Here is a 25527-nt window from a genome sequence, read left to right on the forward strand (position 1 = left end):
TCGCAAGTTGATATTCATCCTCGGTTGGTGTTTCTCAATCATGCTCATTTCATTGGAGGTAATTCAATCAATCTAACTTCTAACTTAAGCAAAAATAGAGTCTTTTTAATCAAATTGAATCAACAAGGCTTATGTTTTCGATCAACCATGTATATAAAGGGTCTGCTTGTAGGGTTGTAAGATTGCCAACAATAATAAGTTTCCTTTTTGCCCTTGTTAGTGCCACATTCAATCTTCTGTAATCCCTGAGAAAACCTATATTGCCTTCCTGATTTGACCTGACCAGGCTTATAATTATCACTTCTTTTTCCTTGCCCTGGAAACCATCAATGGTTTTTATCTCTACCTGATAACCCGCCAACATTGACTTTAGCCTGATGATTTGCTGTTCATAAGGAGATATGATCCCAATATCTTCAGGGAATAGCCGGGAAGCCAACAATGCATCTGTAATTTGCTGTACTTTTTCCAACTCAACTTTGTTGTAATACGAATAGCTGTCCGGCAATTTTGCTTCTACACCATTGGCACAATTATAGAAAAGCACTGCTATTTCAGGCTTTAGAAGTTGATTAAGACCTTGTTCTAATGAAATAAATGGTTCATATCCAGGTAAATCTGCTAATGTATGGCCTGCCACCGAAGGATGAGCCTTCAATTGATTACCATAAAATGTCTCATTTGAAAATTTCATAATATTTTTATGCATTCGATACTGGATGGAAAGTAAACTGCTTTTTTCTTCTGGCAAGAATGTTTTCAAACGTTCAAATAAGCTTAGTTTGAGTGCTTCAGCATCTTTTGAAACAACTGTAGGAGGCAATTGATGATGATCTCCGGCCAATACCCACTTTTTTCCTTTTAATAATGGAATCAGACATTCCGGTTCAGTAGCCTGAGTGGCCTCGTCTACACAAACTACATCAAATAGAAAGTCCTTCAATAGTCCGCTCCCGGCTGTGGAATTGGTGGCGCAAATAATAGGTGTTTGGGATAAAATATCTTCTACGGCTTTCATTTGAAGCTTATTGGCTTCCTCAAAATTCTTGTTGATGGCTCTTTGAACTTTAATCCATTGTGCCATTTTCCTTAATTTAGGGGATGGGATACCACGATAGTTTTTCTTTGAAGAAGCCAATTGAATGATTTTTTCATCAGATAATCCTCGCCTGTTTTGGCCGCTTGCAGGTACAAATTCCTGTTGTTCCTTTTTTTGAATCTGTATCTTATTCCATAATCCATTTGCTTGTTGATAATCCGGATGATCCTGTAATTGCACATCCAGACTTAAGAAAGATAGGGATGAATCCATGCGTGCAGGATTGCCAATGCGGATGCAGGGCAGTCCCAACTTTGTTAACTTTTCAAGTATATTATCAACGGCTGTATTAGAGGCGGCACTTACCAGAATTTTATTTCCTTGTTCGGAAAGTAGTTGAATAAGGTGGGAAAGGGTAGTGGTTTTACCTGTTCCGGGAGGGCCATGAATCAGGAATACTTCTTTGCTTTCAATGGCTTTACGAATAGCCGCTTCCTGGCTCTGGTTTAAATTTGCTACAGAGATTTCTGTTTTTTTAGCATTGACTTCATCTTGTAAAAAATCAACTTTCCCCAAAAGAAGTTCATGGTGATTAGGGAGGAATTCCAGCTTATGAACTGCTTCCAGCATTCTTTGAAAAGTGATATCATTGGAGAATAAATCAAGTCGTAAATTTCTGCCGAAAACTATAAAGGGTGGGCTTTGTGAATAGGCTACTGTAATGCTTCTTGCTGTCTTTTCAACTACTGTTCCCTGCTCTTCTTTTCCGGTAGGTTTTTCCTTCGACACAATTACTATATCCCCAATGGAAATTTGATTATCAGGAAGTCCTTCACCTCTTACAAATTTCACCAGGGATGAACCGCCAATTCCAGTACCGGAATCATTGCCATTTAACAACAAAATCGCCCTGCCTTTTTGCTCCCTTTGCTTGCCGGAAAGAACCATGATTTCATTTAAGTGGAAATCCATTTCCGCAGCTCTTTCTTTTTGAATGAGACTGCTGAAATAATCCTGATATTGCTTGAGGGAATTAAATCTCATAGGGTCTGATTTTTTGAATATTCTAATGAAGTCAAACCCATTGAATTAGCAAAATGTTCCGGCTGTTTTGTGTTCATTACTTTGACTGTATTTCTGTGACCTCTTGAATTTTAATAAAATTAATGAATGCGGATAAATTTGAATAATACAAAATTTTTTAAAAGAGCAGAAGTGTTTTTTAAGAATTAGATCATAAAATTTATTCTTCAGGAGATGAATTTCTTCTTTATTTTGTGGTCTCCATCAATCTGGAAAATATTGTTTATTCCAGATTGATGGAGTAACAAGTACACGGATACTTAAATAGTGGATTTTATGCGATTTAAACCTGTTTTTACAACTGCCAAATAATATTTTGTAACATGACAGTAGGTGAAGTAAATTTGAGATAGATATATATAACTTTCTATATTTGAATAAATAAAGTTGTCTTAACTCAAGTAAATTATAATGTATTATTTCAAAGTATCTATGCTTTCTTTATAAATCCGTCTGAGCAACTTCTTATTTATTTATTGGAGATGGATGAACTAAAATCAGATGAATTGTAAGGTTTTTCTTCTGAAATCATTTTTTTAATTTAAGAATAAAATTGTCTTTTATTACTATTTGTTCTTCTCCTTATCTTTTGCTTTTACAGAACTGATATCATTTTATTCACTCAATTGATTAGAGTGGTTTTAACATTCCTGATAGCTATGTATAAGAAATGTCATATTGTTAAACTTTTGAATCTTCCTGGGAAATACCTCCCTATTTTATAAATATTGACTAATTAGTTTTACCTTGAGCCCAATATAAAATTGAATTTTAGATATGAAAAGATTTCTAATTACCTTCCCTATATTTCTATTATTGCTACTTGCAGTTTTTTATTTTTGGGGAAGCAGTAGTCATTATGATAAAGAGAAGTATGATGAAATCACCACTTATTATTCTCCTAAACCACTACTCTCAGATACCCTAAAAGTGATGAGTTATAATATAGGATATCTGTCAGGAATGACTAACAATTTAGCGGTTGAAAGAACTGAAGATTTATTCCTGAAAAACCTAAAGAGATCAAGAAAGATATTGCGAAAACATCAGCCCGATTTTATAGGCTTTCAGGAAATCGATTTTGGGTCTGATCGAAGTTATGACTATCATCAATTAAATCGAATAGCCAATCCTCTGAAATACCCTATGGGAGCTATGGCTGTCAACTGGGATAAGTCATATGTCCCATTTCCTTATTGGCCGATTGAACACCATTTTGGGAGAATGCTTTCTGGTCAGGCTGTTCTTAGTAAAGCACAAGTTTTATCCAATGAATTGATCGTGCTTGACCCACCAGTTAATGCCCCTTTTTATTATAAAGCCTTTTACCTGGATAGGTTAATTCAAATTGTAAAAGTAGAGGTTCAGGAAAAGGAATTAATCATAATGAATGTGCACCTTGAAGCTTTTGATCGGGAGACGAGGGAACAACAGGCTGAGTATCTTTTGCAAGTATTCGAGCAATATACAAAGGATTATCCTGTGCTTTTGATTGGAGATTTTAACAGCCGTCCTGTGTATGCAACGGACATTGATGAACCTGAAAAAACGACTCAACTTTTTATGGACCAGGAAAATATTGGAGAGGCTATTTCCAAAGAGGATTACCTTTCCAATGAGTCTAAATACTTTACTTTTGATACTGCTGATCCTTATGAAAGACTAGATTATATTTTCTACAATAAGGATAAGATTGAAAAAATTGAGGGGGACGTTTTGCGAGAGGCAGGAGATATTTCAGATCATTTACCTGTTTGGATGAGCTTTCGACTTAAATAGAAAGAGGAATTCTGATTTTGTTTTTAACTTGCTTTCCAGAAATCAAAAATTATGCATCCAAAAATTGAAAAACACTGGCAACGGATTAAGGTCTCCAAAGAATATTATGATGCCTTATTAAAAGTATTTAACCCCACACAATTGAATTTCCGTCCTGAGCCCTCCGCCTGGTCCATGATGGATGTGATGCAACATTTATATACTTCTGAAAAGCTTTCATCTGACTTTGTTAAGAATTTTGATTTTAGTCGTAAAGATTTGAAGCTTGGGCTTAAAAGCAGAATTAAAACTATTTTACTGGTGAATAGATTAAATTCCAGGAAAAAATTCAAGGCACCAAAAGTACTTGAGCAAAATAAAGGTAGAATGAATTTATCTCCGGATGCACATGAATTCGGTCATCAGTGGGCGGGCCTGCGTAGCGAAATGAAATTAATGCTGGAAAATTTCCCGGAAGAGAAGCTAAACCATTTCACCTTTAATCATCCGGCAGTTGGGAAAATGACTATCACACAAACTTTGGAATTTTTCTATTCACATATGAATCATCACAAATATCAAATAGAAGCGATTAATCATCATCCAAATTTCCCGCTTTAAATCCAAATTAAACCATTTGCTCCAAGCGTGATTTATCTATTATTAAAGAGTTAGTAGCATGAAAATATGCTTTCATCGAAATCTGTATATTAATTTCTTTCAAAAAAGTAAAAAGTGAGCTGAATGATTATATTGCTTATTGAAACTAAAATTGAAATATGATAGCAGAATTTGAAAACTTATCAGAATCCGACATTGCTTTATTGAAAAACGTTCCTGCCATGGTGACCATTTTAATTGCAGGTGCTGACGAGAAAATTAGTAAAAGCGAGTTACAGGAAGCGGTAAACCTTACTAAGATAAAACAAAAAAGAGCCAGGAAAGAATTGTTGGAGTATTATAACCATGTAGCACCGCTATTTGAGAACAACCTCAATGAACTCTTGAAATCATATCCTACTGATCCTGAACTGAGAAGTAAAATGATCATTGAAGATTTGGAAAGGCTGAATCCTTTGTTGGCCAAAATAGATGAACGGTGGGCAGGACAATTTGTAGCATCTATGAAAGATATCGCTAAGAAAGTAGCTGAATCTTCAGGTGGAGTGTTCGGATATTTGTCGATAGGTTACGAAGAAGCCAAACTGATTGACCTTAAAATGATCAAGCAAACCGCTTAATTGCGTAGAAAGAACCATTATTTTCTGGAAACTCTTCTTACATTAGCCATGGAACTTTGTAATTATGCATAATTGCCTGCTTAGATAGGCAATTATGAAAATTTATTTTGCTATAAAATTCATCTTGATGGGTTTCGAAAACCTTAGCCATTATATTTTCCTTACACGAGCTCCTTCTCTTTTGCTTGTCCCGGGAAAATAGGAGAGGGCTGGGGTGAGGCCTGAACAAGAATTGACAGTTTACAAGGGGCGCAATCTTTAAACAACGGATTGCTTCATATGAATTCAATTGTCACGGAATAGCATGCTCGCAATAACTAGTGGGGGCAAAGCCGGTGCTGACCTATGGTCTGACCTAAGAATTAGAAGCTGATTTCTTTTTTATAAAACCCCTATAATTTGCATATTATCGCATTTTTTATAAATAATTGAGTAAAATATTGTATTTATGTTTTGATATTTTGGATTAAGCCCTAAATTTGAACCTTTATTTTAAAGTAAAATCTCTTGCAGGTCAAATCCTCTTTCAAATCTCCCCAATTTTCTATAATATTATTGCTGGGCTTTCTCTTGCATTCCGGTTTGTATGCACAGGATACTATAAGGTTCGAAAAAGCCCCTACCTATGAAATCAGTGCTTTAGCAGACACTTTAAACAGCTTCTCAGATTCAGTCAATCAATTCCCGGACTTTTCGCTAACAAAATTAAATCCAATATCAGATTCTCTCCCCACTTTGAATAATTTTCCTGAATTCCCCTCAAACCTGAATGATTCCCTTCATACAATGACTGGAGTGAACGAAATATATTCCGTTCAAAAAATTCAGAAGTTAAACAATTCAGACTTAGGAATAAATGCAGGGAAAAGAGAGATTCCCGCTGTATCAGTTCCCGCTTTACCGGAGATGCCTCAGCTTAAAACCAAAGCAGAGGAAGAAGCCGGGAAAGCAATAAACAGCCGACTCAAAAAAAACAAGCTTAATACACCACAATTAGAAGAAGCTAAACAAATTAAACAGGAGCTGGACTCGGGCAATTGGGAAAAGCTGGAGCGGAAAGCAGAAGGAGCTTTAGCCAACCAATTTGAAGACCTTGGGGAGTTACAAGGCCTGGAAGGCACTTCTTCCCTGGAGGAATTGACCTCTATTCAGGAAATAAACTGGGACGAGTCCAAGGTAGCAGCCTCCCAACAGGTCGCTCAAAAGCTAGGGGAACATTCTGATAAAATACAAACAGCTTTGAAAGAAATGGAGGGCTTAAAGAAGAAATACAGTAAAGTCAATTTGATGAACCCCAATGGACCGGTGCTACAGCAGATGGACAAAACACCAGTTGACCGCTGGAGCTTCGGACTGGGCCTGGAAGCCAAATGGCTTAACGGTCTTATGCTAAAAACCGCTCCCTTAGTAGCTTTTAAACTTTATAATAAATGGAGTATTGGCTTAAGTGGAAGCGCTGACATGCTCATCTACCATAAAGACAACTTAACGGCAAAATTCCAGCAGCAAGTCTCCTACAGGGTATTCAGTCAGTATAAATTTTACAGGAATATTTTTGCCCATGCGGAATTTGAGCAGCCCTATACTCCCAAAAGTCCTGAGATCAGGGAAAACTGGTATGATCTAAAAAGAAACAAACAAAAAGGCTGGCTGGGTTTGGGAGTAGAATACAAGATCTACAGAAAGCTGAAAGGGCAAACACAAATTCTATATAATTTTTTGGAAGACTTTGAAAATTCTAAAATAGCAATTCGGGTAAATATTATAATCTAACCATGATAAAATTTAGTTCTATTATTTTTATTGTTCATATCATCCTTTTTTTGATTTCCAGGGGGATTTATGCCCAGCAATCAGGTGGCTATGATTTTAGTACTGAAACACTGGCAGGGGCTCAGAATACCATTGCCTCAGTACCTGAGATTGGAAGCTTGGGCAATGTGGGGGAAAATAACATTAATTATATTTATGGTTCAAATTCCATTAATATACCTGTGTATACGATTCAAGTAGGAGGAATTTCCATACCTATAGGTTTATCCTATTCCAATAGGGCATTTAGGGTAAATGAGGAAGATGGTCGTGCCGGGTTGGGATGGTCATTAAATGCAGGTGGTTCTATTAATGTAACAGTTAATGGAATAGCGGATGAACTTCCTAACGGTTTTAGGAATAAAGGAGCTGAAGTATTAAATTTTTTAAGCAAAATCAATACTTATGATCCAACTAATCAAGTGCTTCATGACGAACTGTACAATTACTTAACCGCCTATGAAAACAATTCATTGGACCCGGCTCCTGATACCTATTCCTTCAATACAGGCACCTACAGTGGGAACTTTCATTATTTAAATGAACCAATTTCTATTGGAAACAGAACTTATGAAATAGTAACAGTTCCTTATGAGCCTATAGTTGTAGAATACAGTTTTAATAAGACAAATTATGATTTAAGGAATGCTGAAGATTGCGAAAAATTTAAAGAAAAATTCGATGTTACTGAAGACGTTTGTGAGAATGGGATTAAAAAAAATATCCTTCATCAAACTTTGGAGGAATTTATAGAAACTGGGGAATCTATATATGAAGTGTCTTCTAATGACCCCTTTTACACAATTACAACACCTGAAGGGATTAAGTATGTTTATGAGGATTTTGAATTTACCAGAATAAACAGGAGCATGGAAGATATTATGTACGTATCTTCTTATTATCTATCCAAAATAATCAGTAAAAATAATGCTGATACAGTATATTTTGAATATAATAATTTTAACAGGAATTATAATTCAGATAGATCCAGCCATATTCTGGTTGAAAGCAATGGGGCTAATTCAAGGCAGATTTCCAGAAACATAAATTCAACTGAGCGGAAATTGATTGGTAAAAAGACCCTTAAAAAAATAAAATATTCCAACGGTAGTGTAGAATTCTTCGGCCAGGACCAATTATCAAAAATAGTAGTAAAAAACAATGAAGGAACTATTTTAGAAGCTGATTTGGTAATGACAAATTTTGAAAAAGATGAAAATTGTGAAATTGATTGTAACAGGAAGAAGCTTGATCGATTAAAAATTGGTGATAGTGAATATAAATTTGAATACAGTGATTTAAAGGTTCCTGGCAGGCAAAGTTATGCTACAGATCATTGGGGTTATTATAATGGCGCCAATAATCAATCCTCACTTCCTACAGTTGAATATTATGGAGTGGATTACGGTGATGGGGCTGACCGGGAAGTTAATCATGCATACACAGAATTTGGTACCTTGAAGAGCATTTCTCATCCCACGGGAGGACAGACTTCTTTCGAGTTTGAAGGAAATAAAGCAGAAGGCTTTACTTATGAAACTGTTGAATCGGTTTGTATGTCAATGGTGACAGGAGATGCTGACCATATTTCATTAATAAAAAAAGCATCCATTAATTTACCGGAAAGTTGTGTGGTTGATGATATAGACGATGAAATAAGTTCTTACGAATTTGATACACATGCAGAAGTTGAAGTGAAATACTTTACCCCTCCAACAAATAATAGTGAAATGGGGCCGGCTTCATACCCACATCAACCCTATTTGGAGATTAATGGAGAACGTTTTTTATATGATCCGGATGTCAATTCACAATATTTTGATGAGTACAATAATGTTTGGGTGCAAACTCAAAGGTTTAGTATATATGTGGGGGATTTAAACAATGGAGAGACTTTTACTGCCGAAATTGGCACCAGCAATGGTGAGGAAGCAAGAGTTGAGCTGAAGGTTACATTTAAATTAATGAAGAAGATACCTGCTTTAATTAATGTAGGTGGGTTAAGATTGAAAAATATTTTTACCCTAAACCAAAAAGGAGATACAATTAATACAGACCTACTTCATTACAGGAATGGGAAATTAACTTCCGGGGATTTGTCGCATTTCACCAATAACAACCAATATATAGACCGGTTTAAAAGAAAAATGACTGTTGAAAGCGAACATGATTATTATAAAAATCAAATGCTTATTTATGATAGTCCCCAGTTTTCATCCGCACAAAGTAGTAATCCGGTAATGTACCGGGAAGTGATTCATGAAAAAATTGATCATTTAGGTATCAAGCGCTATAAAAAAATTGAAAACAAACTATATCCGGATTATGCAGCAAGCTCCTATCCAAAAATTTCTAAAATTAGCTATGACTATTTACGTGGGGCAGTATTGAATTCTTCATTATATGAGACACTATCCAATGAAGAAACAGATACCCTGAAGATTTATGAAACCAGGCGTAAGTATATCGATAAATTTAAGGATAATATCATAGGTCTTAATGTGAAAACTAACCGTGATTATGAGATTTTGAAATATAAGTTGTCTACTATAGGGGAAGTGATAAGTGATAATAGGGATTTGAATGAATTTGTGTACACTTATTTTAATATACCTTATGGTAAAAGCCTTTTAGCAGAAACCGAAGAATTAATATATTCCTATCAGGAAGGAGAACAAACCACCTATACCAAGTTAAAGCAGATAAACAATTTTACAGAGGACTTACCTTATTTTTTACTAAGGGACAAAAGTTCATTGAATGGGAATGACCTTATAAAACACACCTATTTCTACCCATTAGATAAATTTGATTATGCTCCTGAAGCTTCCGCGGAATCAGATATGATATTTGCTTCAAGGGGGGCATTAAAACAAAACCTATTGTACTCTATTCCCATTGTTGAATTTTCCCACTTTGGCCCTGAAGGGGAGTATTTAGTTCAAAAGATCAATTTATACAATGGTAAAAATTTAGAAAAACAAGTAGTAAGTTCCATCAGGGATAAAAATGAACTAATTAACGTAGATGTAAATTCATCATTTGCGATTCTGCCTTTCGATGGAAATGAAATAGTGAATAACTATAAGTATAATTTGAAAGGACAAGTGATTGTAACCGAATTAAATGGAGAATTCACCTCATATATTTGGGGAAATAACCCTAATTACCCAACTGCCTCCATCAGAAATGCTGAATCTCCCAATAATAGTTATTATGAAAGTTTTGAAGACCAGGAAGGATCTACTGATTACGCCAGGGAAGGAAATAAATCATTAGAAATCTTTTCAAGATATGAAATCCCTCAGGTTTTTAATGACGGTAGCTATACGGTAAGTTATTGGCACCTTCCGGAGCCCAATTCAAATTGGCAGCATAAAATAGAGAAAGTGAACGTCTCATCCTTTACTCCTATACAGATAGAGGCAAACCAGGGATTTATTGATGAATTAAGAGTGTACCCACAAGGTGCAGTAATGAATACATTTCAGTTTATTGAAGGAATAGGTTTGAAAAGTGTTTCAGACCAGAACAATATTTCAAGAAGCTTTAAATATGATCAAAATTTAAGAATGATCAAGGAATTTGATTCAGATAAGAATTTAATGCAATCAATAAAATACAATTTGAAGAACTAGATCATGGCAAAGAAATATATTTACATTCTTTTATTCTTATTGAATACCCAAAGTCTATGGGCACAAATAACAGGTCCCTCTTCTGTTTGTCCCGGTACTGCCTATACTTATGAGTTATCGGGAGCCACGTTAATGGACCAGTTATCCTGGAATAGAGATACAATAGGTTTGTCCTCTAATAATACTAATGGCTCATACCTACTAATTACAAACAAAACTAAAATCCTCTTAAATTATAATCAATGAAAAATATCATTGTATTCTTCATATATACACTTCTTAGTGCTACTAATTTAGCTGCACAGCTAACCTCTTCCCCGGTTGTTGACATGACGAGTGATTGTAGTAGTGCACAAATATCAACAAGTATACCTTCTACTGATAATTCATACTATTGGCAAACTTCTAGTGGAGGCACAGATTTAAGTCATCCGGGCAATGAATTGTTTACAGTATTTCAGGAAGGAGATTATTATCTTAGGAAGAAAGAAAAATTTTCTTGGACTACTACCAATTATTTATCAGTTCAATTTAAAGAAAATAATGATGCTGGTGAGATATCCGGTTCAACAAGCTATTGCTCAGAAGTAACTGGTCAGCTTGTAATTACTAATGTGGAATCTCCAATTATCAATGAAACAAATGCCACTCTTAATTGGGAAAAATCACTGACTTCTAATGGACCATGGTATCTGATTTCAGGAGAAAATGATATAAATCTAAGTGTAACAGCAGATCTGGATGATAAGACTTATTATAGAAGGAAGATAGTTGGTTCTAATTGTGGTAATTCTTATAGTAATGTAGTTTCTATCACACCAGTTTCTGTATCTAATCCAGGAGTAGAGAGCACTTATAATGTATGTTATGGTAGTAACCTGGTAATTAACCCTACAGGCAGTCTGGGTAATAATGAAGAATATAGACTTTATCAAAATGAAGAGGACATAATAGCTGTTGATGCAGGAGCTACTTTAACCCTCTCAAATGTTGAACAAAACAGAGATTATTGGATAGCCAGAGTAAATACTTCCTTTACCGTTAACTGCACCAGTGATCGTGTAAAAGTGAGTATTGTTGTCTCAAATCCCCCTACCTCAACTGTAGTAACGATAGACCCAGCTTGTGGGTCCAGTGATATTAGCTGGCAAAACCCAGCAGGGTATACATGGTACTGGCAGGGACAAAATCAGGCTGGTAAAATCTCCACAAGCGCATCAAAGGACTTTAGTGTAACAAGTAGTGGCACTTACTATATCAGGGCAAAGAGCAACGAAGTAGCTAATTGCTGGGGCCCACCCCGTTCGATTTTCGTGGCAGTATCAAAACCTTTAATACCTGTTGCTCCCAGCATGAGCCAAGAATGTGACAAAACGATTTTAACAAGAGGTTCCTCTCCGGAAGGATACACCTTATATTGGCAAGGCACGAATTCAAACGGAACTGTTATCAACACAGTAAATGCTTCTGAGACTTATGAAGTAACAGAAGGTGGTATTTATTATTTGAGAGCAAAGAGTAATAATGTTCCTGGTTGTTGGGGTCCTTCTCGCTCAATATCAGTAGCTGACCCAGTTTCTGTATCTAATCCAGGAGTAGAGAGCATCTATAATGTATGTTATGGTAGTAACCTGGTAATTAACCCTTCAGGCAGTCTGGGTAATAATGAAGAATATAGACTTTATCAAAATGAAGAGGATGTAATAGCTGTTGATGCAGGAGCTACTTTAACCCTCTCAAATGTTAAACTAAACAACGAGTATTGGATAGCCAAAGTAAATACTTCCTTTACCGTTAATTGCACCAGTGATCGTGTAAAAGTGAATATTGTTGTCTCGAATCCCCCTACCTCAACTGTAGTAACGATAGACCCAGCTTGTGGGTCCAGTGATATTAGCTGGCAAAATCCATCAGGGTATACATGGTACTGGCAGGGACAAAATCAGGCTGGTAAAATCTCCACAAGCGCATCAAATGAGTTTAGTGTAACAAGCGATGGCACTTATTATATCAGGGCGAAGAGCAACACAGTAGCTAATTGCTGGGGACCCTCCCTTTCGATACCAGTTGTAGTTGCTGATCCGACAATTCCCGCCATACCAACTGTGAATCAACAATGTGACAAAACTATTTTAACAAGAGGCTCCTATCCGGAAGGATATGCCTTATATTGGCAAGGGACAGATTCAAACGGGACTGTAATAAATACAGTAAATGCTTCTGAGACATATGAAGTAACAGAAGGCGGCACTTATTATTTGAGAGCAAAGAGTAATAATGTTCCTGGTTGTTGGGGTCCTTCTCGCTCAATATCAGTAGCTGACCCAGTTTCTGTATCTAATCCAGGAGTAGAGAGCATCTATAATGTATGTTATGGTAGTAACCTGGTAATTAACCCTTCAGGCAGTCTGGGTAATAATGAAGAATATAGACTTTATCAAAATGAAGAGGATGTAATAGCTGTTGATGCAGGAGCTACTTTAACCCTCTCAAATGTTAAACTAAACAACGAGTATTGGATAGCCAAAGTAAATACTTCCTTTACCGTTAATTGCACCAGTGATCGTGTAAAAGTGAATATTGTTGTCTCGAATCCCCCTACCTCAACTGTAGTAACGATAGACCCAGCTTGTGGGTCCAGTGATATTAGCTGGCAAAACCCAGCAGGGTATACATGGTACTGGCAGGGACAAAATGAAGATGGTGAAAATTCCACAAGTGCCTCAGATGAGTTTAGTGTAACAAGTAGTGGCACTTACTATATCAGGGCGAAGAACAATGACGTAGCCAATTGCTGGGGCCCGCCTCATTCAATATCCGTAGAAGTTGCTGATCCGACAATTCCCGCCATACCAACTGTGAATCAACAATGTGACAAAACTATTTTAACAAGAGGCTCCTCTCCGGAAGGATATACCTTATATTGGCAAGGGACAGATTCAAACGGAACTGTTATCAACACAGTAAATGCTTCTGAGACATATGAAGTAACAGAAGGTGGTACTTACTATTTGAGAGCAAAGAGTAATGAGGTTCCTGATTGTTGGGGCCCATTTCGCTCAATATCAGTTACAGTGAACACTTCTCCGGAAGTTACTTCAGGCTCAACCATCTCTCTATTTTCTTTTGAAGGAAATAGAGCATTAAACGGAACAGGCGAATCCCCTACGGGAGGGACTTTTTCCGGCTCCTATGTTAGCAACAACACTTTCAATGCCTCGCAAAGCGGAGCGGGAAATCATACGGTTACCTATACTTACACAACTGAAGAGGAATGTTCGGCATCCGCAACCAAAACCATCACCGTGAAAGCCAACCCTATTATGACAGTGGATGGAAGTGAGGATATTGTTTGGGGAGAAGAGCGGGAGCTTACAGTACCAACAGGCTTTGCGGCTTACCAATGGTACAAGGATGGGGCAGCGATTAACGGGGCAACCAATAATGCTTATACCGTAGAGGCAGTAGGGCAATATTATGTGAAAATTACAGCAGCCTCAGGTGCATCATTGGATCTTTCCCCCACCAACTTCATTAATCTGGCCTCCAAACAAAACAGGAATTTTATCCAGAAGATTAGGTATAAAGTTCCCAGGAAGGAATTTCAGGCAGTAAAGAGTATTGGTGAGATAAGTGAGGAGTTTGTTTATATTGATGGCATAGGAAGAACAGAGCAAATTGTTTTGACCCAATCCAGTCCTCTTAAAAACGATATCATAAAGGCATTTGAATATGCAGGAGTAAACCCCATTGAAAAAGAATTCCTTCCCTACACAGCCAACAAAAAAGATGGCGTACTGGACCCTGTAGCTTTAAGGGATGCCAATGGGAGTTATGAGGCATCCAGCCAGTATAATTTTTATGCAAATGGCAGTGAAGGCAACAGGGCATCCACCACCTATCCTTATCTTGAAATAGACTACGAGCCTTCACCACTTAACCGACCTGTGGCCCAATATGCTCCGGGAGAAGAATGGAGCAAAGAGGGCATCAATGGAGGCAAGGCCGTTACTACAGATTATCTGGTTAATTCCCAGCAAGATGTCGTATTAAAATTCAAAATGGAAGAGGATGATTTGCAGGTTGATGGAAGTTTCCCTGCAGCTGTTTTTGAAAAAACACTGACCACCGATGAAAATGGAAACCAATCGGCCACTTTTACCGATGCCTTTGGTAGGGTGCTTCTCATAAGGAATTATGGTGATAATGGAGAGCAATTCGATACCTATTATGTATATGATCAATTGAATAAGCTACGGTTTGTCATTCCACCGGAAGCGGTTAATCAACTATTAGTCATTATTGGAGCTTTTCCTCTTGATTTATTAGATCAATTTGTCTTCCAGTACAAATATGACGTCCGCAACCGTATGATTTGGAAAAAAGTACCTGGGGCTGAACCAGTGATTATGATTTATGATGGCAGGGGCCGACTGGTACTGAGCCAGGATGGAAAGCAAAAGAACGACAACCTATTCAGTTTTACCAAATATGATGCTTTAAACAGGCCTGTTATGACCGGGGAAAAGGAGATCACCAATTCAGCGGCCAATATTCGGAACTTGTTATCTGGGTCCGATTGGCTTCAGAATTATGCTGCTTATGAAACCCTGGAAGGGAACCACTACGGCTATACCAATAACAGCTATCCATCGGTCAATGAAGCAGACATTTACACTGTTACTTATTATGATGATTATGATTTCCGGACTGATGCCGGAATGGATGCTGCAATATATAATTATGCAGCCAATGGAGTGACTAATGAATTTCCTCCAACCAATCATGTGAAAGGTTTGGCTACCGGTAGCCTTACACGTGTACTGGAAACTGCTGAAATGCTGGGCAGCATTAATTACTATGATGAGCGCTATAGAATGGTGCAAAATATCAGCGAGCAATTGGGAGGCAAAACAATTACCACCACCAACGGCTATGATTTTGCGGGCAATTTGCTGCAGACTAAAAGTGAATACAATTTAGTAAATGAAAGGTATCATCTAAATGAGGTTTTTGAGTATGACCATGCCGACCGTTTAATGAAAGGTTATCATGAATTGAGCAAATCGGTTGATTGGCAAAATGTAATAGGTTATAATGTAGATACAAACAATAATTTGATTCATACAGCTGCTAACCACTATAATTATACTTCTGCTCATACAAAGGCCATTATCCCAATTGAAAGCGATGGTTATTTTGAAGTAAGGCCTGAAATGAATGCCAGAATGCTTTTTGGTTTCAATGATGAGCCTGAGGGAACCGGTTATACTGACATGGAATTTTGTATATATACAACAACTAGTGGGTATATCCATGCCTATGAGTCTGGTGCAAGTAAAAAGAACATGGGTACCTACACAATAGGAGATGTACTTCGGGTGGCAAAGATCAATGGTCAGATCCATTATCAAAAAAATGGCGAAACGCTGTACCTATCCACTAAAAGTGTGGATAAGCCTTTGTATGGAGATGTGACCAGTTTTTATGATGGAAATACCATCAGTCATGCTGTCTTTTCCACTGCGGGCAGGCAGCTGATGGTTTCCAACGAGTACAACGAGCTGGGAGAACTGGTGACCAAAAACCTGCATGCAGAAACTTCCCCTTTTGGGGGAACACAAGGGGGCTTTGCCCAGTCGGTAGATTACCGTTACAACATCCGTGGCTGGTTGGAGCGCATTAACCATGCCGACCTGAGCGCAGACAATACCAATGAAGCCCCGGACCTTTTCGGAATGGAATTGGGCTATACCGATAATCTCGGCTTAAGCTCCACCGCACAATATAACGGAAATATTTCCGCGATTAAGTGGGGTGGCAAGCGGAATGATATCACGCAGACAGAAACCATCCAGCAAAATGCTTATGGCTATGCCTACGATCCACTCAACAGAATTAAGGAAGCCAATTATTTTGAAGGAGCAGCTCAATCACCGAGCCAAAAGTACCAGCTACGTATCAATCAGTACGATATGAATGGGAATATCAAGCTACTGCAAAGAAGAGATGCAACAGGAGCTTTGATGGATGACCTAACTTATAACTATGCCAATAATGGCAACAGGTTGAATCATGTAACTGATGCCGGAAATGTAGAAGAAGGTTTTAAAGATGGTAATACAGCCGGCAATGATTATACCTATGATGACAACGGTAATATGATGACCGATGCCAATAAAGAAATAACTTCTATCACCTATAACCACCTGAACTTACCACAGGAAGTAAATTTTGTAAATGGCAACCAGATCAGGTATATTTATGACGCTTCCGGCATTAAACAAAGACAGGAAGTATTTGAAGGCAATACTTTGATAAAAGCTACGGATTATATCGGTTCTCTCATTTTAGAAAATGAAACTTTGCAGTTTATTCAAACTATGGAAGGTAGAGTTGTGCCTAAGAATGTGGACGGACAAGAGAAAATGGAATATCAGTATCATATGAGTGATCATCTAGGTAATGTGCGTACCACTTTTGCCGTAAGGGATGAGGATTACAGCACTGATTTTGAGACAGCAGAGAACCCATACTTTGACAATTACGACCAAATCTCCAGGCTCGCCACTAACATGAAAAAGAGCGGCAGTTACAGCCACAGGCTGGCAGGTGGAAGCAACGAAACAGTCGGCCTGATGAAGACAATGTATGTGAGCAAAGGCGATAAAGTAAGTGCGGAAGTATATGGTAAATATCTTGCGGTTGCTAACCAGGATGATGCCATCAACACAGGCGCATTGATTACTGCTTTGGTGAATATGCTCTCAGGCGGTGCGGTGACAGGCGAAGGCAATTTAGTGTCTGACAACTTAACTTCCGGCTTTACCTCGGCTGCCATAGCCGATGACTCCAATGAACAAAGCCCAAGAGCTTACCTGAACTACATCATGCTGGATAAAGACTTCAACTTTGTAAACAGTGGTTTTGAAAGGCTAAGTACCAGCGCAGCAGATCCGGGAGATGGCAGCGGCACACATCAAAAACTTTCTTTTGAAGAGATTCTCATTGACCAGGATGGATATTTGATGGTATTCCTAAGCAACGAAAGCCAGCAACCTGTGGAAGTTTTCTGGGATGACTTTAGGGTGGATCATCACCATACAGCTGTGATACAAGCTTCAGATTATTTTCCCTTTGGCCTTCCGTTCAACGAGTACAAAAGGGCTTTCAGCAAGGAAAACACGATGAATACTTTTCAGGACCAGGAAGTGATCAAAGACTTTGGTTTGAATTGGGTACAGTTCAAATGGAGAAACGATATGCCGGAATTGGGAAGGTTCTTTAATGTGGATCCATTGGCAGAAGATTACTACTACAACTCGCCTTATGCTTTTAGTGAGAATAAGGTGACTGTTCATATTGAATTGGAAGGATTAGAAGCAGTTTATGTTTTTGATCAGCCAGAAAGACCTCAAGATAATGGAACTGCGGGAACTACATATACAGGGGAAATATATGTGGTGGGTAATGATGGAAAAGTGAATGGTCCATATTCAGGTAGTTCATACCCAAACTCAGTTTCACTAACTGATAATAGTGCTAAGTTTAATACTCTTTCTGAAGGAGAGCACAGTTATAATAATAAAAGTGGTCATAAAGGAAGTAGTCAAAAGGGGCTTAATATAGATGATAGTTCCACAGGAGATAGAACTACCACAGGAACTAGTACTGATGGTAGTGAGGTTGAAATGAAATACGTAAATGCACATTCAGGAACTAGTGATAAGGGAGGACCAGCCAGTAGAGGTTCTAAAGGATGCATCACTTGTAAGCCAAGTGAGAATGAGTCATTTATGAGTAATTTTGATTGGAGTGGCTCAGTGACTGTTGGGTCTGGAGAAAACGCAAAGACATATACTGGTACGACTGGTACCTCTTCTGGGAAATTTAATGTATATCGAGGTGGTGCAACTGCTGATCAGGCGAAAAAAAATTTAGTAACTAAACAGGTGAGAGATAACCTGAAACTACCAGCTGCAATTAGTGGAGAAGTTTCTGGTTCACCTTTACCGTTTCCTATTTATTGAGAAATATGAAGAAGACTATAACTATAATAATGATTAGTTGGGTTATGATGTTCGGTTGTAATCCTTCTAATAAAAAAGATTCTTCTAATGAATCTATAGCTAAGATGGATTCTGCTATTACAGAAGTTAAACCAAAAAAAGTAGATAAAACACCAGTTGTTGAAACTGATATAGTAAATAAAAGCACAAAAACCCCTGAAGGAAGGTGTGATATAAGTGTAATACTTCAAACTAGTGAAAGTATTGAGAACTTGACTAATGAAGATATCTATAAATTTCTATTTACCTTTAGTGAAGATTGTAAAAACAATATTGAATTTGGGGAATTTAGCAATGAAGTTCTTTTTGAGGTTCTATTAAGGTATCCTCTTGAAATATCAAATAATCTGAAAAAAGATTCAATCTACCAAGATATCATATTGAATGAGATAGCCAATCCAATTATGGAAATGCAATCTGCTGATGAAATTATTAATAATGTCAATAGTTTAGAAATACCTGAACAAACTAAACAAGATGTTATTTCAAGCTATAAAATATCTATTGGGTATAAATAACTAATCAATAAATCGATAAATAACCCCCCCGTAGTTAAAGGCTCCTCCGTTCAAACTTGCTTCTGTTGAATAAGAGTTTTCATTTACTTGAGTGATTCTTGTTGTAATCACGAATGAGGGGGTAGGGGGAGAAAATTTTGGATTTGTACTTTTGTTGTCTATGAGAGTAAGTTTATACGTACAATCATCCTCCCACTCTATTTGAAGAACATAATGATAACCAACTTCAATATTTTTTTCAATTTGAATACTATCATTCCTTTCAATAATAGTTCTACCTAGGGTTGGTGTATCAGTATAGAATTTGCCTGTTTTGAAATTAGAACAATCAGGAGTATGTATAAACATGTATATAAAGACAATGAGAATATTTATCATTGAAAGTTCGCTTTTTTAGTTTTATAATCCTCAGTTGGTACAAGTGTTCCAAAGATATACAATACAAAAATACCAATCAAAAGTTATATCACAATCTCCTTTGCAAATAATTCATGCATGAATTCTGAATTACTTTGATGGATCTATATATTTAATAATTTAAATGACTATATAATATACTGTAGAGGAATTAGCCTTTCATGGAATAAATGTAGTCAACCAACGTGGCTATGGCTTTGAATATGATAAATTAAACCGTATTTTAGGCGCCCCCGTTCCCGCCATGCTCTGCATGGTGGGAGATATAGTTCTGTTGCTTCAACAGTAAGATGATGTACAGAGATGTTTCTTGTTGATTTAAGCTGTTTTCTTGGCATCTTCCTGTTACCTGTTATCTAGAGTTTTGGTTATGCCATTGATAACGCTAGTCTCAAAGATGGGCAGTTTAATATCCCCCCGTTGGCGCCAGCTTTTAGCTGGTGTCCAAGTCCAACATATTATCATCCCAGGTTTTAATAGGATTGGGCTTTTAATTATAAAAATTGAGTAATTGCATGTACAGTAATGATTATAGTAGTTTTGGCGATCATGTCCCAGCTCTCGCAAGCTTTTAGCTCCTACTTTAGTAAAATATATTAAGCTTCCGGTATTAAAACAATACGCAATAAAAAAGTATGCTTTTTAAACTTTGAGAAGAAGCACAAGGCCTTGTAAGATGATTTCGTCAGCACCACGGAAAGTTATTTGCAAAATGATTTGGCAGGATTATCTGAAGATGTACAGCAGTTCTGTCCATTGGAATGAATCAATTGCAAAAATAAATCGTTACTTTTATGATAACAATGAAAACAATAGACATCAAAACGGAACTAAAAAGCCTGATTGACCAGGAGACAAACCTGAGCTTATTAGAGACAGTAAAAGCTTTGTTTAAACAAAGAGACTTTGACCCTTCCATTGAAAAAGAAATGATATCCCGAGCGCTTGAATCCGAGCAAGATATCAAAGAAGGAAAAGTCTACACGATAGACGAAGCAGAATCTGAACTCAATAAGCGATTAGGTTTATGAAAGTAATTCTTACTGAGCAATCCTTAATACGGTTGGAAAAGTCCCTGCGATTTTATCTTGAAGAGTTGGAAATTCCCGAAGCCCAGGTTATTAAAATTAAGAACAGGCTGATAGGGAAAGCCAAAACCTTGTCAAAAAGCCCTCACAAAGGTCAGTATGAACCTTACCTAAGTAAGTTAAAACAAGGCCACAGAAGATTGATTGAAGGGAATTTTAAGATCATTTATCGGGTAGAAGGCAATACTATTTATATAGTAGACTTCTTTGATAGTCGAGATGATCCTAAGAAAATGAAAGGTTAATCCATAATACAATCCAACTCCTTGTTAATCCCAGCTTTTAGCTGGTGTCCCTGTCCAACATATCAAAATCCGCCTAGCTCCCGCGAGTTTTTAGCTCGTGTTTTAGTAAAATAGTCAATAAAACAGTCTACTTTTTTAAAACAGTCAAATGCTCATTCAATAATTTTATAATTGAGAACATCTCTACTGTTCAAATCTTTTTTCCCAACAGTGGATTCCCTTATAATCAGGGAAGTTTCCATTACATGGGTTTTAAAAGTGATGGGCTGCTCATTTCTAATATTTTGGATTTCTTCTATTATTAAAGCACTGGCCTTTTCTCCCATTTCATAATCAGGTTGTTTCACAGATGATAGGGGAGGATCAATGATATATGCCATGTTCCAATTGCTAAATCCAATCACGGCTATGTCCTTAGGTATTTGCAGACCACTATCCTTTATAGCGTTGATTGCTCCTATGGCTGTGGGGTCAGTGGCACAAAAAATACCATCAGGCCGGTCATCCTGGCTGATCAGGTTTTTCATTTCATAATATCCTTTATCTTCTGAGATAAGGTCACAGTATTTGATCAACCCTTCTTTTACAGGCAAACCATTGGCAATAAGGGCATCTTTATAACCTCTGTAGCGCTCTTTTGTAGTGGTAGGCTTACGTGCGCCAGTGATATGGGCAATATTTCTTTTGCCCAGTGAGATCAGGTGTTGGGTAGCGTCATAAGCCCCTTTGTAATCATTGCAGACAATTTTACTGGCCTCCATCATATCGGTAACCTTATCTATCAGCACTACCGGAATTTTATGATCCTGAAGATTTTTTAAATGATCCACATTATGGGTGTTGTCTGATAATGATATAATCAAACCATCTATCATACTCCGCTTAAAGGTTTGTGTACTTTTTAATTCCGACTCATAGGATTCATTACTTTGAAAAAGCATCACACTATAACCGGATTTTTCGGCTTCGGTGATGATACCGCTAATTACATTGGAGAAAAAATGGTGGACAATCTTCGGAATGATAACCCCTATTATATAAGACTGTTGGTTTTTAAAATTGATGGCAAATTGATTGGGTTCATAATTTAGCGCTTTAGCTAATTCAATAACTTTTCTTTTGGTTTCCTTACCAATGTCGGGCTTATTGTTCAATGCCCTGGAAACTGTAGGGATACTTACCCCAAGTTTCCGGGCTATATCTTTTAAGCTAATATTATGTTTGCTCATGCTGATACTTTTTTAACAAAAATGGCTAAAATTTATTTATAATTATTCTAAATAACCTATTTTTAGCTTACGTAATCGTTTACGTAAACCACTAAGTGTACAAATTACACTAAAAGCCTTGCGGTATTGTTATCGAATAATTACATTAATGTGATGAAAATTATCATTTATCAAAACAAAAACTTAATATCTTATGTAAAAGTCAATATTAAATGTTTGCAATCTTAATATTTACAAAATATTTAATGCAAAATAAACAACTGAAACAAAAAAAATAAAACTAACAATTCATGAAAAAATTTTTACTAATTGTAGCAATGTTGACTCTTGTTCCCCTCGGGAATTTGATGGCACAGGACAGAACGATTTCCGGAACCGTAAAAGACGCAAGTACGGGAGAAACCCTTCCGGGAGTAAACGTATTGGAAGTTGGTACTAGCAATGGTGTGGTAACAGACTTAGATGGTAACTATAATATTTCAGTAAGAGATGGAGCTACTTTGCGCTTTTCTTTTATTGGTTATAGTGTTCAAACAGTTGAGGTAGGAGCCAGAAGTGTAATAGATGTCTCGTTGAGCGAAGATATAGCACAATTATCCGAAGTAGTAGTTGTCGGCTATGGACAAATTGAAGCCAGAGATGCAACTGGAGCTGTAGATAGAGTGTCTGCAGAAGAATTCAATGGCGGTGTAATTGCTTCGCCTGAGGAATTAATACAAGGTAAATCAGCAGGAGTACAGATTACTTCAGCCAGTGGTGAGCCCGGTGCAGGAGTTAACATTAGGATCAGGGGTACATCTTCTGTAAGAAATGGAAATAATCCTTTGTTCGTGGTAGATGGTATCCCTTTATCAGGGGACAATACTACTGCAGGAGGTTTGGATGTGGGTAGTGGTACCTCATCGCCCAGGAATCCTTTGAATTTCCTTAATCCAAATGATATTGAAAGTATTGATATCTTGAAAGATGCTTCTGCAACTGCTATTTATGGTGCCAGAGGTGCAAATGGAGTAGTATTAATTACCACGAAAAGTGGAAAAGGTGCTGAGAAATCTATTACTTATAATGCTTCTGTTAGTGTTGCGGCCGCAGCCAATAGATTTGATTTACTTGATAGAGAGAAATATCTTGCCAACTTAAGTGATTTTGGTGCAGATCCTAATGAACTGGATTTTGGATCGGATACTGACTGGCAAGATGAAATCACAAGAACTGCTGTGTCTACAAAACATGACATATCTTATGCAGATGGATATAAAACGGGTAATTACAGAATTTCTGCCGGATATCAAAATATGCAAGGTGTTGTGGAAAATTCCAAAATGGAGAGATATAATGCCAGGTTGAATTTCAATCAAAATTTCTTTGACAATAAGTTGCATTTTAATACCCAAATGACTTTTTCGAGGGTGAATGATTTAGCTCCTCCTATTACTAACAACGCAGGTTTTGAAGGAGATTTGTTAGGTGCTGCTTATATAGCCAATCCTACTTTACCAGCTGATGCTGATAACCAGATTTCCGGTTTAAGAAATCCACTTTCTATGTTGAAATATAATTTGGATGAAGCACAAACCGATAGGGCTTTAATTAATCTATCATTAGATTATGATATCACTGATGATTTAAATTTTAAGGTGAATGGAGGTTTTGATAATTCCAGTTCAACCCGGAACCAGGTGGTGTCTCCGGAATTAAGAATAGCTACTATTTTTGAACAAGGACAAGCGGGTATCTCTAATTTGGAAACCAGCAGTAATTTATTTGAAGCATTGCTTTCTTATGACAAGAAGTTCGGTAATGGTAAGTTATCAGCATTAGCTGGTTATTCTTATCAGGTATTCAACAACGAAGGCAACACTCTTCAAGGTTTTGGTTTCGATACCAATGATATGAATGAAATGGTTTCATTATTGGAAAGCTCGGCCAATACAATACGAGGTGCTATATCAGGAGATTATCAGCAATTTGGATACCAACCAGATGCTAGTGATGATCGGGATGAATTTTTTGTTAACAGGTTGGGAGATGATCCTTCAACTGAACAAATAACAGCCAGGCCTAATGTGCCGGTTAATGCAGTAGCAGAAAATATTTTTGCAAGTAAGGATGAATTGCAATCCTTTTTTGGACGTGTTAACTATGATTTAATGGATAAATACTTATTTACGGCTACTATAAGGGCTGATGGGTCTACAAAATTTGGAGGCAATAATAAATATGGTATTTTCCCTTCCCTGGCTTTTGCCTGGAGGGTATCTGATGAAGCTTTCATCCCGCAGGCATTTTCTGATCTTAAATTTAGAGTAGGTTACGGTATTACCGGTAACCAGGAAATTCCTCATAACCTTCATCAAAGAAGGCAAAGGTATAGTGATATTAGCTTTAATGATGGTGGGGAAATTGTTACTCCGGGGCTGTCAACTATTGCCTTTAATAATCCGGATTTGAAATGGGAGGAAACAGCTCAAACCAATATTGGAGTAGATTTTGGCTTTATTAACGGAAGGTTATCTGGTTCTTTGGATTTTTACAATAAAAACACAACAGACCTTTTGATCCAGGTTTCATCTGCGCAACCGGCACCACAGCCTTTTACATGGTTCAACTTAGATGCTGAGGTGATTAATAAAGGAGTGGAGTTAGCTTTAAATTATGTTATTATAGATAATGCTGATTTCTCCTGGGACTTTGGAGTAAACCTTGCCTATAATGAGAATATGGTGGAAAACTATGTTGGATCCATCAATACAGGAGAAATTACTGGTCAAGGTCTGACAGGAGCTTTTGCACAAAGAATAGCTGGTGGACAACCATTATTTGCTTATTTCCTGAGAGATTTTCAGGGGTATGATGAAAATGGAATAGCAGTATACAATGATGGTGATTTTCAGCAATTTTTGGGAAAGAGCCCGATTCCTAAATACAATTTGGGGATCAATACAAGTGCCCGCTATAAAAATTGGGATATGAATATTTATCTTAATGGACAATACGGTCATTACATCTATAATAATACTGCAAATGCTTTCTTTACAGCAGGAGCATATGGTAATGGTAGGAATGTTACAGAAGATGTCTTAACTTCGGGAGAGTCACCTGCTAATGCACCGGATGTTTCCACAAGATTTTTAGAAAAAGGTGATTACTTAAGATTGCAAAATTTAGCAATTGGGTATAACTTTGATTTAACAGGAGACAACTTTATTAAGGCCGTAAGACTATCTGCAAATGCGCAAAACTTATTTGTTTTTACTGATTATACAGGCCTGGATCCTGAGGTAAATACGAACAAATCCTTAAATGATGTTCCGTCATTAGGTATTGATTATACCTCTTTTCCGAGGCCTAGAACATTGACAGTGGGCTTGAATGTTACATTTTAAAAAA

At 37.1% G+C, this 25527-nt stretch carries 14 protein-coding genes; 11 read left to right on the forward strand and 3 right to left on the reverse strand.

Features of this window, described 5'->3' with window-relative positions; all coding sequences use genetic code 11:
* Positions 1 to 109: 109 nt before the first annotated feature.
* Positions 110 to 2083 carry an IGHMBP2 family helicase gene (locus JKA74_RS15125; RefSeq protein ID WP_201432052.1) on the reverse strand — a complete coding sequence of 658 codons (1974 nt, stop codon included), beginning with the start codon at positions 2081 to 2083 and terminating at the stop codon, positions 110 to 112.
* Positions 2084 to 2899: 816 nt separating this feature from the next.
* Between JKA74_RS15125 and JKA74_RS15130 the strand changes: the two genes are divergently transcribed.
* From JKA74_RS15130 to JKA74_RS15165, 8 genes are all read left to right on the forward strand, one after another.
* Complete coding sequence (locus JKA74_RS15130) at positions 2900 to 3901, forward strand: endonuclease/exonuclease/phosphatase family protein (RefSeq protein ID WP_201432053.1); 1002 nt, start codon at positions 2900 to 2902, stop codon at positions 3899 to 3901.
* Between the two features lie 51 nt (positions 3902 to 3952).
* On the forward strand, positions 3953 to 4501 hold the full coding sequence (locus JKA74_RS15135; RefSeq protein WP_201432054.1) for a DinB family protein: 549 nt from the start codon (positions 3953 to 3955) through the stop codon (positions 4499 to 4501).
* Positions 4502 to 4659: 158 nt separating this feature from the next.
* The gene (locus tag JKA74_RS15140; protein WP_201432055.1) at positions 4660 to 5121 is read left to right on the forward strand and encodes a hypothetical protein; all 462 of its coding nucleotides are present in this window, start codon (positions 4660 to 4662) and stop codon (positions 5119 to 5121) included.
* Positions 5122 to 5628: 507 nt separating this feature from the next.
* The gene (locus tag JKA74_RS15145) at positions 5629 to 6894 is read left to right on the forward strand and encodes a hypothetical protein (RefSeq protein ID WP_201432056.1); all 1266 of its coding nucleotides are present in this window, start codon (positions 5629 to 5631) and stop codon (positions 6892 to 6894) included.
* Positions 6895 to 6896: 2 nt separating this feature from the next.
* Positions 6897 to 10571: a hypothetical protein gene (locus JKA74_RS15150; protein ID WP_201432057.1), complete on the forward strand. Its 3675-nt coding sequence runs from the start codon at positions 6897 to 6899 to the stop codon at positions 10569 to 10571.
* 3 nt (positions 10572 to 10574) lie between these two features.
* Positions 10575 to 10817, forward strand: a complete 243-nt coding sequence (locus JKA74_RS15155) for a hypothetical protein (protein WP_201432058.1) — start codon at positions 10575 to 10577, stop codon at positions 10815 to 10817.
* On the forward strand, positions 10814 to 18601 hold the full coding sequence (locus JKA74_RS15160; RefSeq protein ID WP_201432059.1) for a DUF6443 domain-containing protein: 7788 nt from the start codon (positions 10814 to 10816) through the stop codon (positions 18599 to 18601). Before JKA74_RS15155 ends, JKA74_RS15160 begins: the two co-directional genes overlap by 4 nt.
* A gap of 5 nt (positions 18602 to 18606) precedes the next feature.
* Positions 18607 to 19158, forward strand: coding sequence for a hypothetical protein (locus tag JKA74_RS15165; protein ID WP_201432060.1), 552 nt, complete (start codon positions 18607 to 18609; stop codon positions 19156 to 19158).
* Here JKA74_RS15165 and JKA74_RS15170 read toward each other — a convergent pair whose 3' ends face one another.
* Entirely contained in the window at positions 19159 to 19536 is a 378-nt protein-coding gene (locus JKA74_RS15170) for a hypothetical protein (RefSeq protein WP_201432061.1), read from the reverse strand.
* Positions 19537 to 20369: 833 nt separating this feature from the next.
* Between JKA74_RS15170 and JKA74_RS15175 the strand changes: the two genes are divergently transcribed.
* Both JKA74_RS15175 and JKA74_RS15180 read left to right on the forward strand, forming a co-directional pair.
* Complete coding sequence (locus JKA74_RS15175; protein WP_201432062.1) at positions 20370 to 20606, forward strand: hypothetical protein; 237 nt, start codon at positions 20370 to 20372, stop codon at positions 20604 to 20606.
* Complete coding sequence (locus JKA74_RS15180) at positions 20603 to 20908, forward strand: type II toxin-antitoxin system RelE/ParE family toxin (RefSeq protein WP_201432063.1); 306 nt, start codon at positions 20603 to 20605, stop codon at positions 20906 to 20908. Before JKA74_RS15175 ends, JKA74_RS15180 begins: the two co-directional genes overlap by 4 nt.
* 152 nt (positions 20909 to 21060) lie before the next feature.
* Here the strand turns inward: JKA74_RS15180 and JKA74_RS15185 are convergent, their stop codons facing one another.
* Positions 21061 to 22137, reverse strand: a complete 1077-nt coding sequence (locus JKA74_RS15185) for a LacI family DNA-binding transcriptional regulator (RefSeq protein ID WP_201432064.1) — start codon at positions 22135 to 22137, stop codon at positions 21061 to 21063.
* 290 nt (positions 22138 to 22427) lie between these two features.
* On the opposite strand from JKA74_RS15185, the gene JKA74_RS15190 reads away from it, so the two are divergent.
* Complete coding sequence (locus JKA74_RS15190) at positions 22428 to 25523, forward strand: SusC/RagA family TonB-linked outer membrane protein (protein ID WP_201432065.1); 3096 nt, start codon at positions 22428 to 22430, stop codon at positions 25521 to 25523.
* The last annotated feature ends 4 nt before the right edge of the window (positions 25524 to 25527 follow it).

Origin of the sequence: Marivirga aurantiaca, assembly GCF_016679925.1 — a bacterium.
In the GTDB taxonomy this organism is placed as follows: domain Bacteria; phylum Bacteroidota; class Bacteroidia; order Cytophagales; family Cyclobacteriaceae; genus Marivirga; species Marivirga aurantiaca.

Excerpts from the sequence above, each read along its gene's own strand:
- JKA74_RS15125 (WP_201432052.1), bottom strand. The coding sequence starts at position 2,083 with ATGAGATTTAATTCCCTCAAGCAATATCAGGATTATTTCAGCAGTCTC.
- JKA74_RS15130 (WP_201432053.1), top strand. The coding sequence starts at position 2,900 with ATGAAAAGATTTCTAATTACCTTCCCTATATTTCTATTATTGCTACTT.
- JKA74_RS15135 (WP_201432054.1), top strand. The coding sequence starts at position 3,953 with ATGCATCCAAAAATTGAAAAACACTGGCAACGGATTAAGGTCTCCAAA.
- JKA74_RS15140 (WP_201432055.1), top strand. The coding sequence starts at position 4,660 with ATGATAGCAGAATTTGAAAACTTATCAGAATCCGACATTGCTTTATTG.
- JKA74_RS15150 (WP_201432057.1), top strand. The coding sequence starts at position 6,897 with ATGATAAAATTTAGTTCTATTATTTTTATTGTTCATATCATCCTTTTT.
- JKA74_RS15155 (WP_201432058.1), top strand. The coding sequence starts at position 10,575 with ATGGCAAAGAAATATATTTACATTCTTTTATTCTTATTGAATACCCAA.
- JKA74_RS15160 (WP_201432059.1), top strand. The coding sequence starts at position 10,814 with ATGAAAAATATCATTGTATTCTTCATATATACACTTCTTAGTGCTACT.
- JKA74_RS15165 (WP_201432060.1), top strand. The coding sequence starts at position 18,607 with ATGAAGAAGACTATAACTATAATAATGATTAGTTGGGTTATGATGTTC.
- JKA74_RS15170 (WP_201432061.1), bottom strand. The coding sequence starts at position 19,536 with ATGATAAATATTCTCATTGTCTTTATATACATGTTTATACATACTCCT.
- JKA74_RS15175 (WP_201432062.1), top strand. The coding sequence starts at position 20,370 with ATGATAACAATGAAAACAATAGACATCAAAACGGAACTAAAAAGCCTG.
- JKA74_RS15180 (WP_201432063.1), top strand. The coding sequence starts at position 20,603 with ATGAAAGTAATTCTTACTGAGCAATCCTTAATACGGTTGGAAAAGTCC.
- JKA74_RS15185 (WP_201432064.1), bottom strand. The coding sequence starts at position 22,137 with ATGAGCAAACATAATATTAGCTTAAAAGATATAGCCCGGAAACTTGGG.
- JKA74_RS15190 (WP_201432065.1), top strand. The coding sequence starts at position 22,428 with ATGAAAAAATTTTTACTAATTGTAGCAATGTTGACTCTTGTTCCCCTC.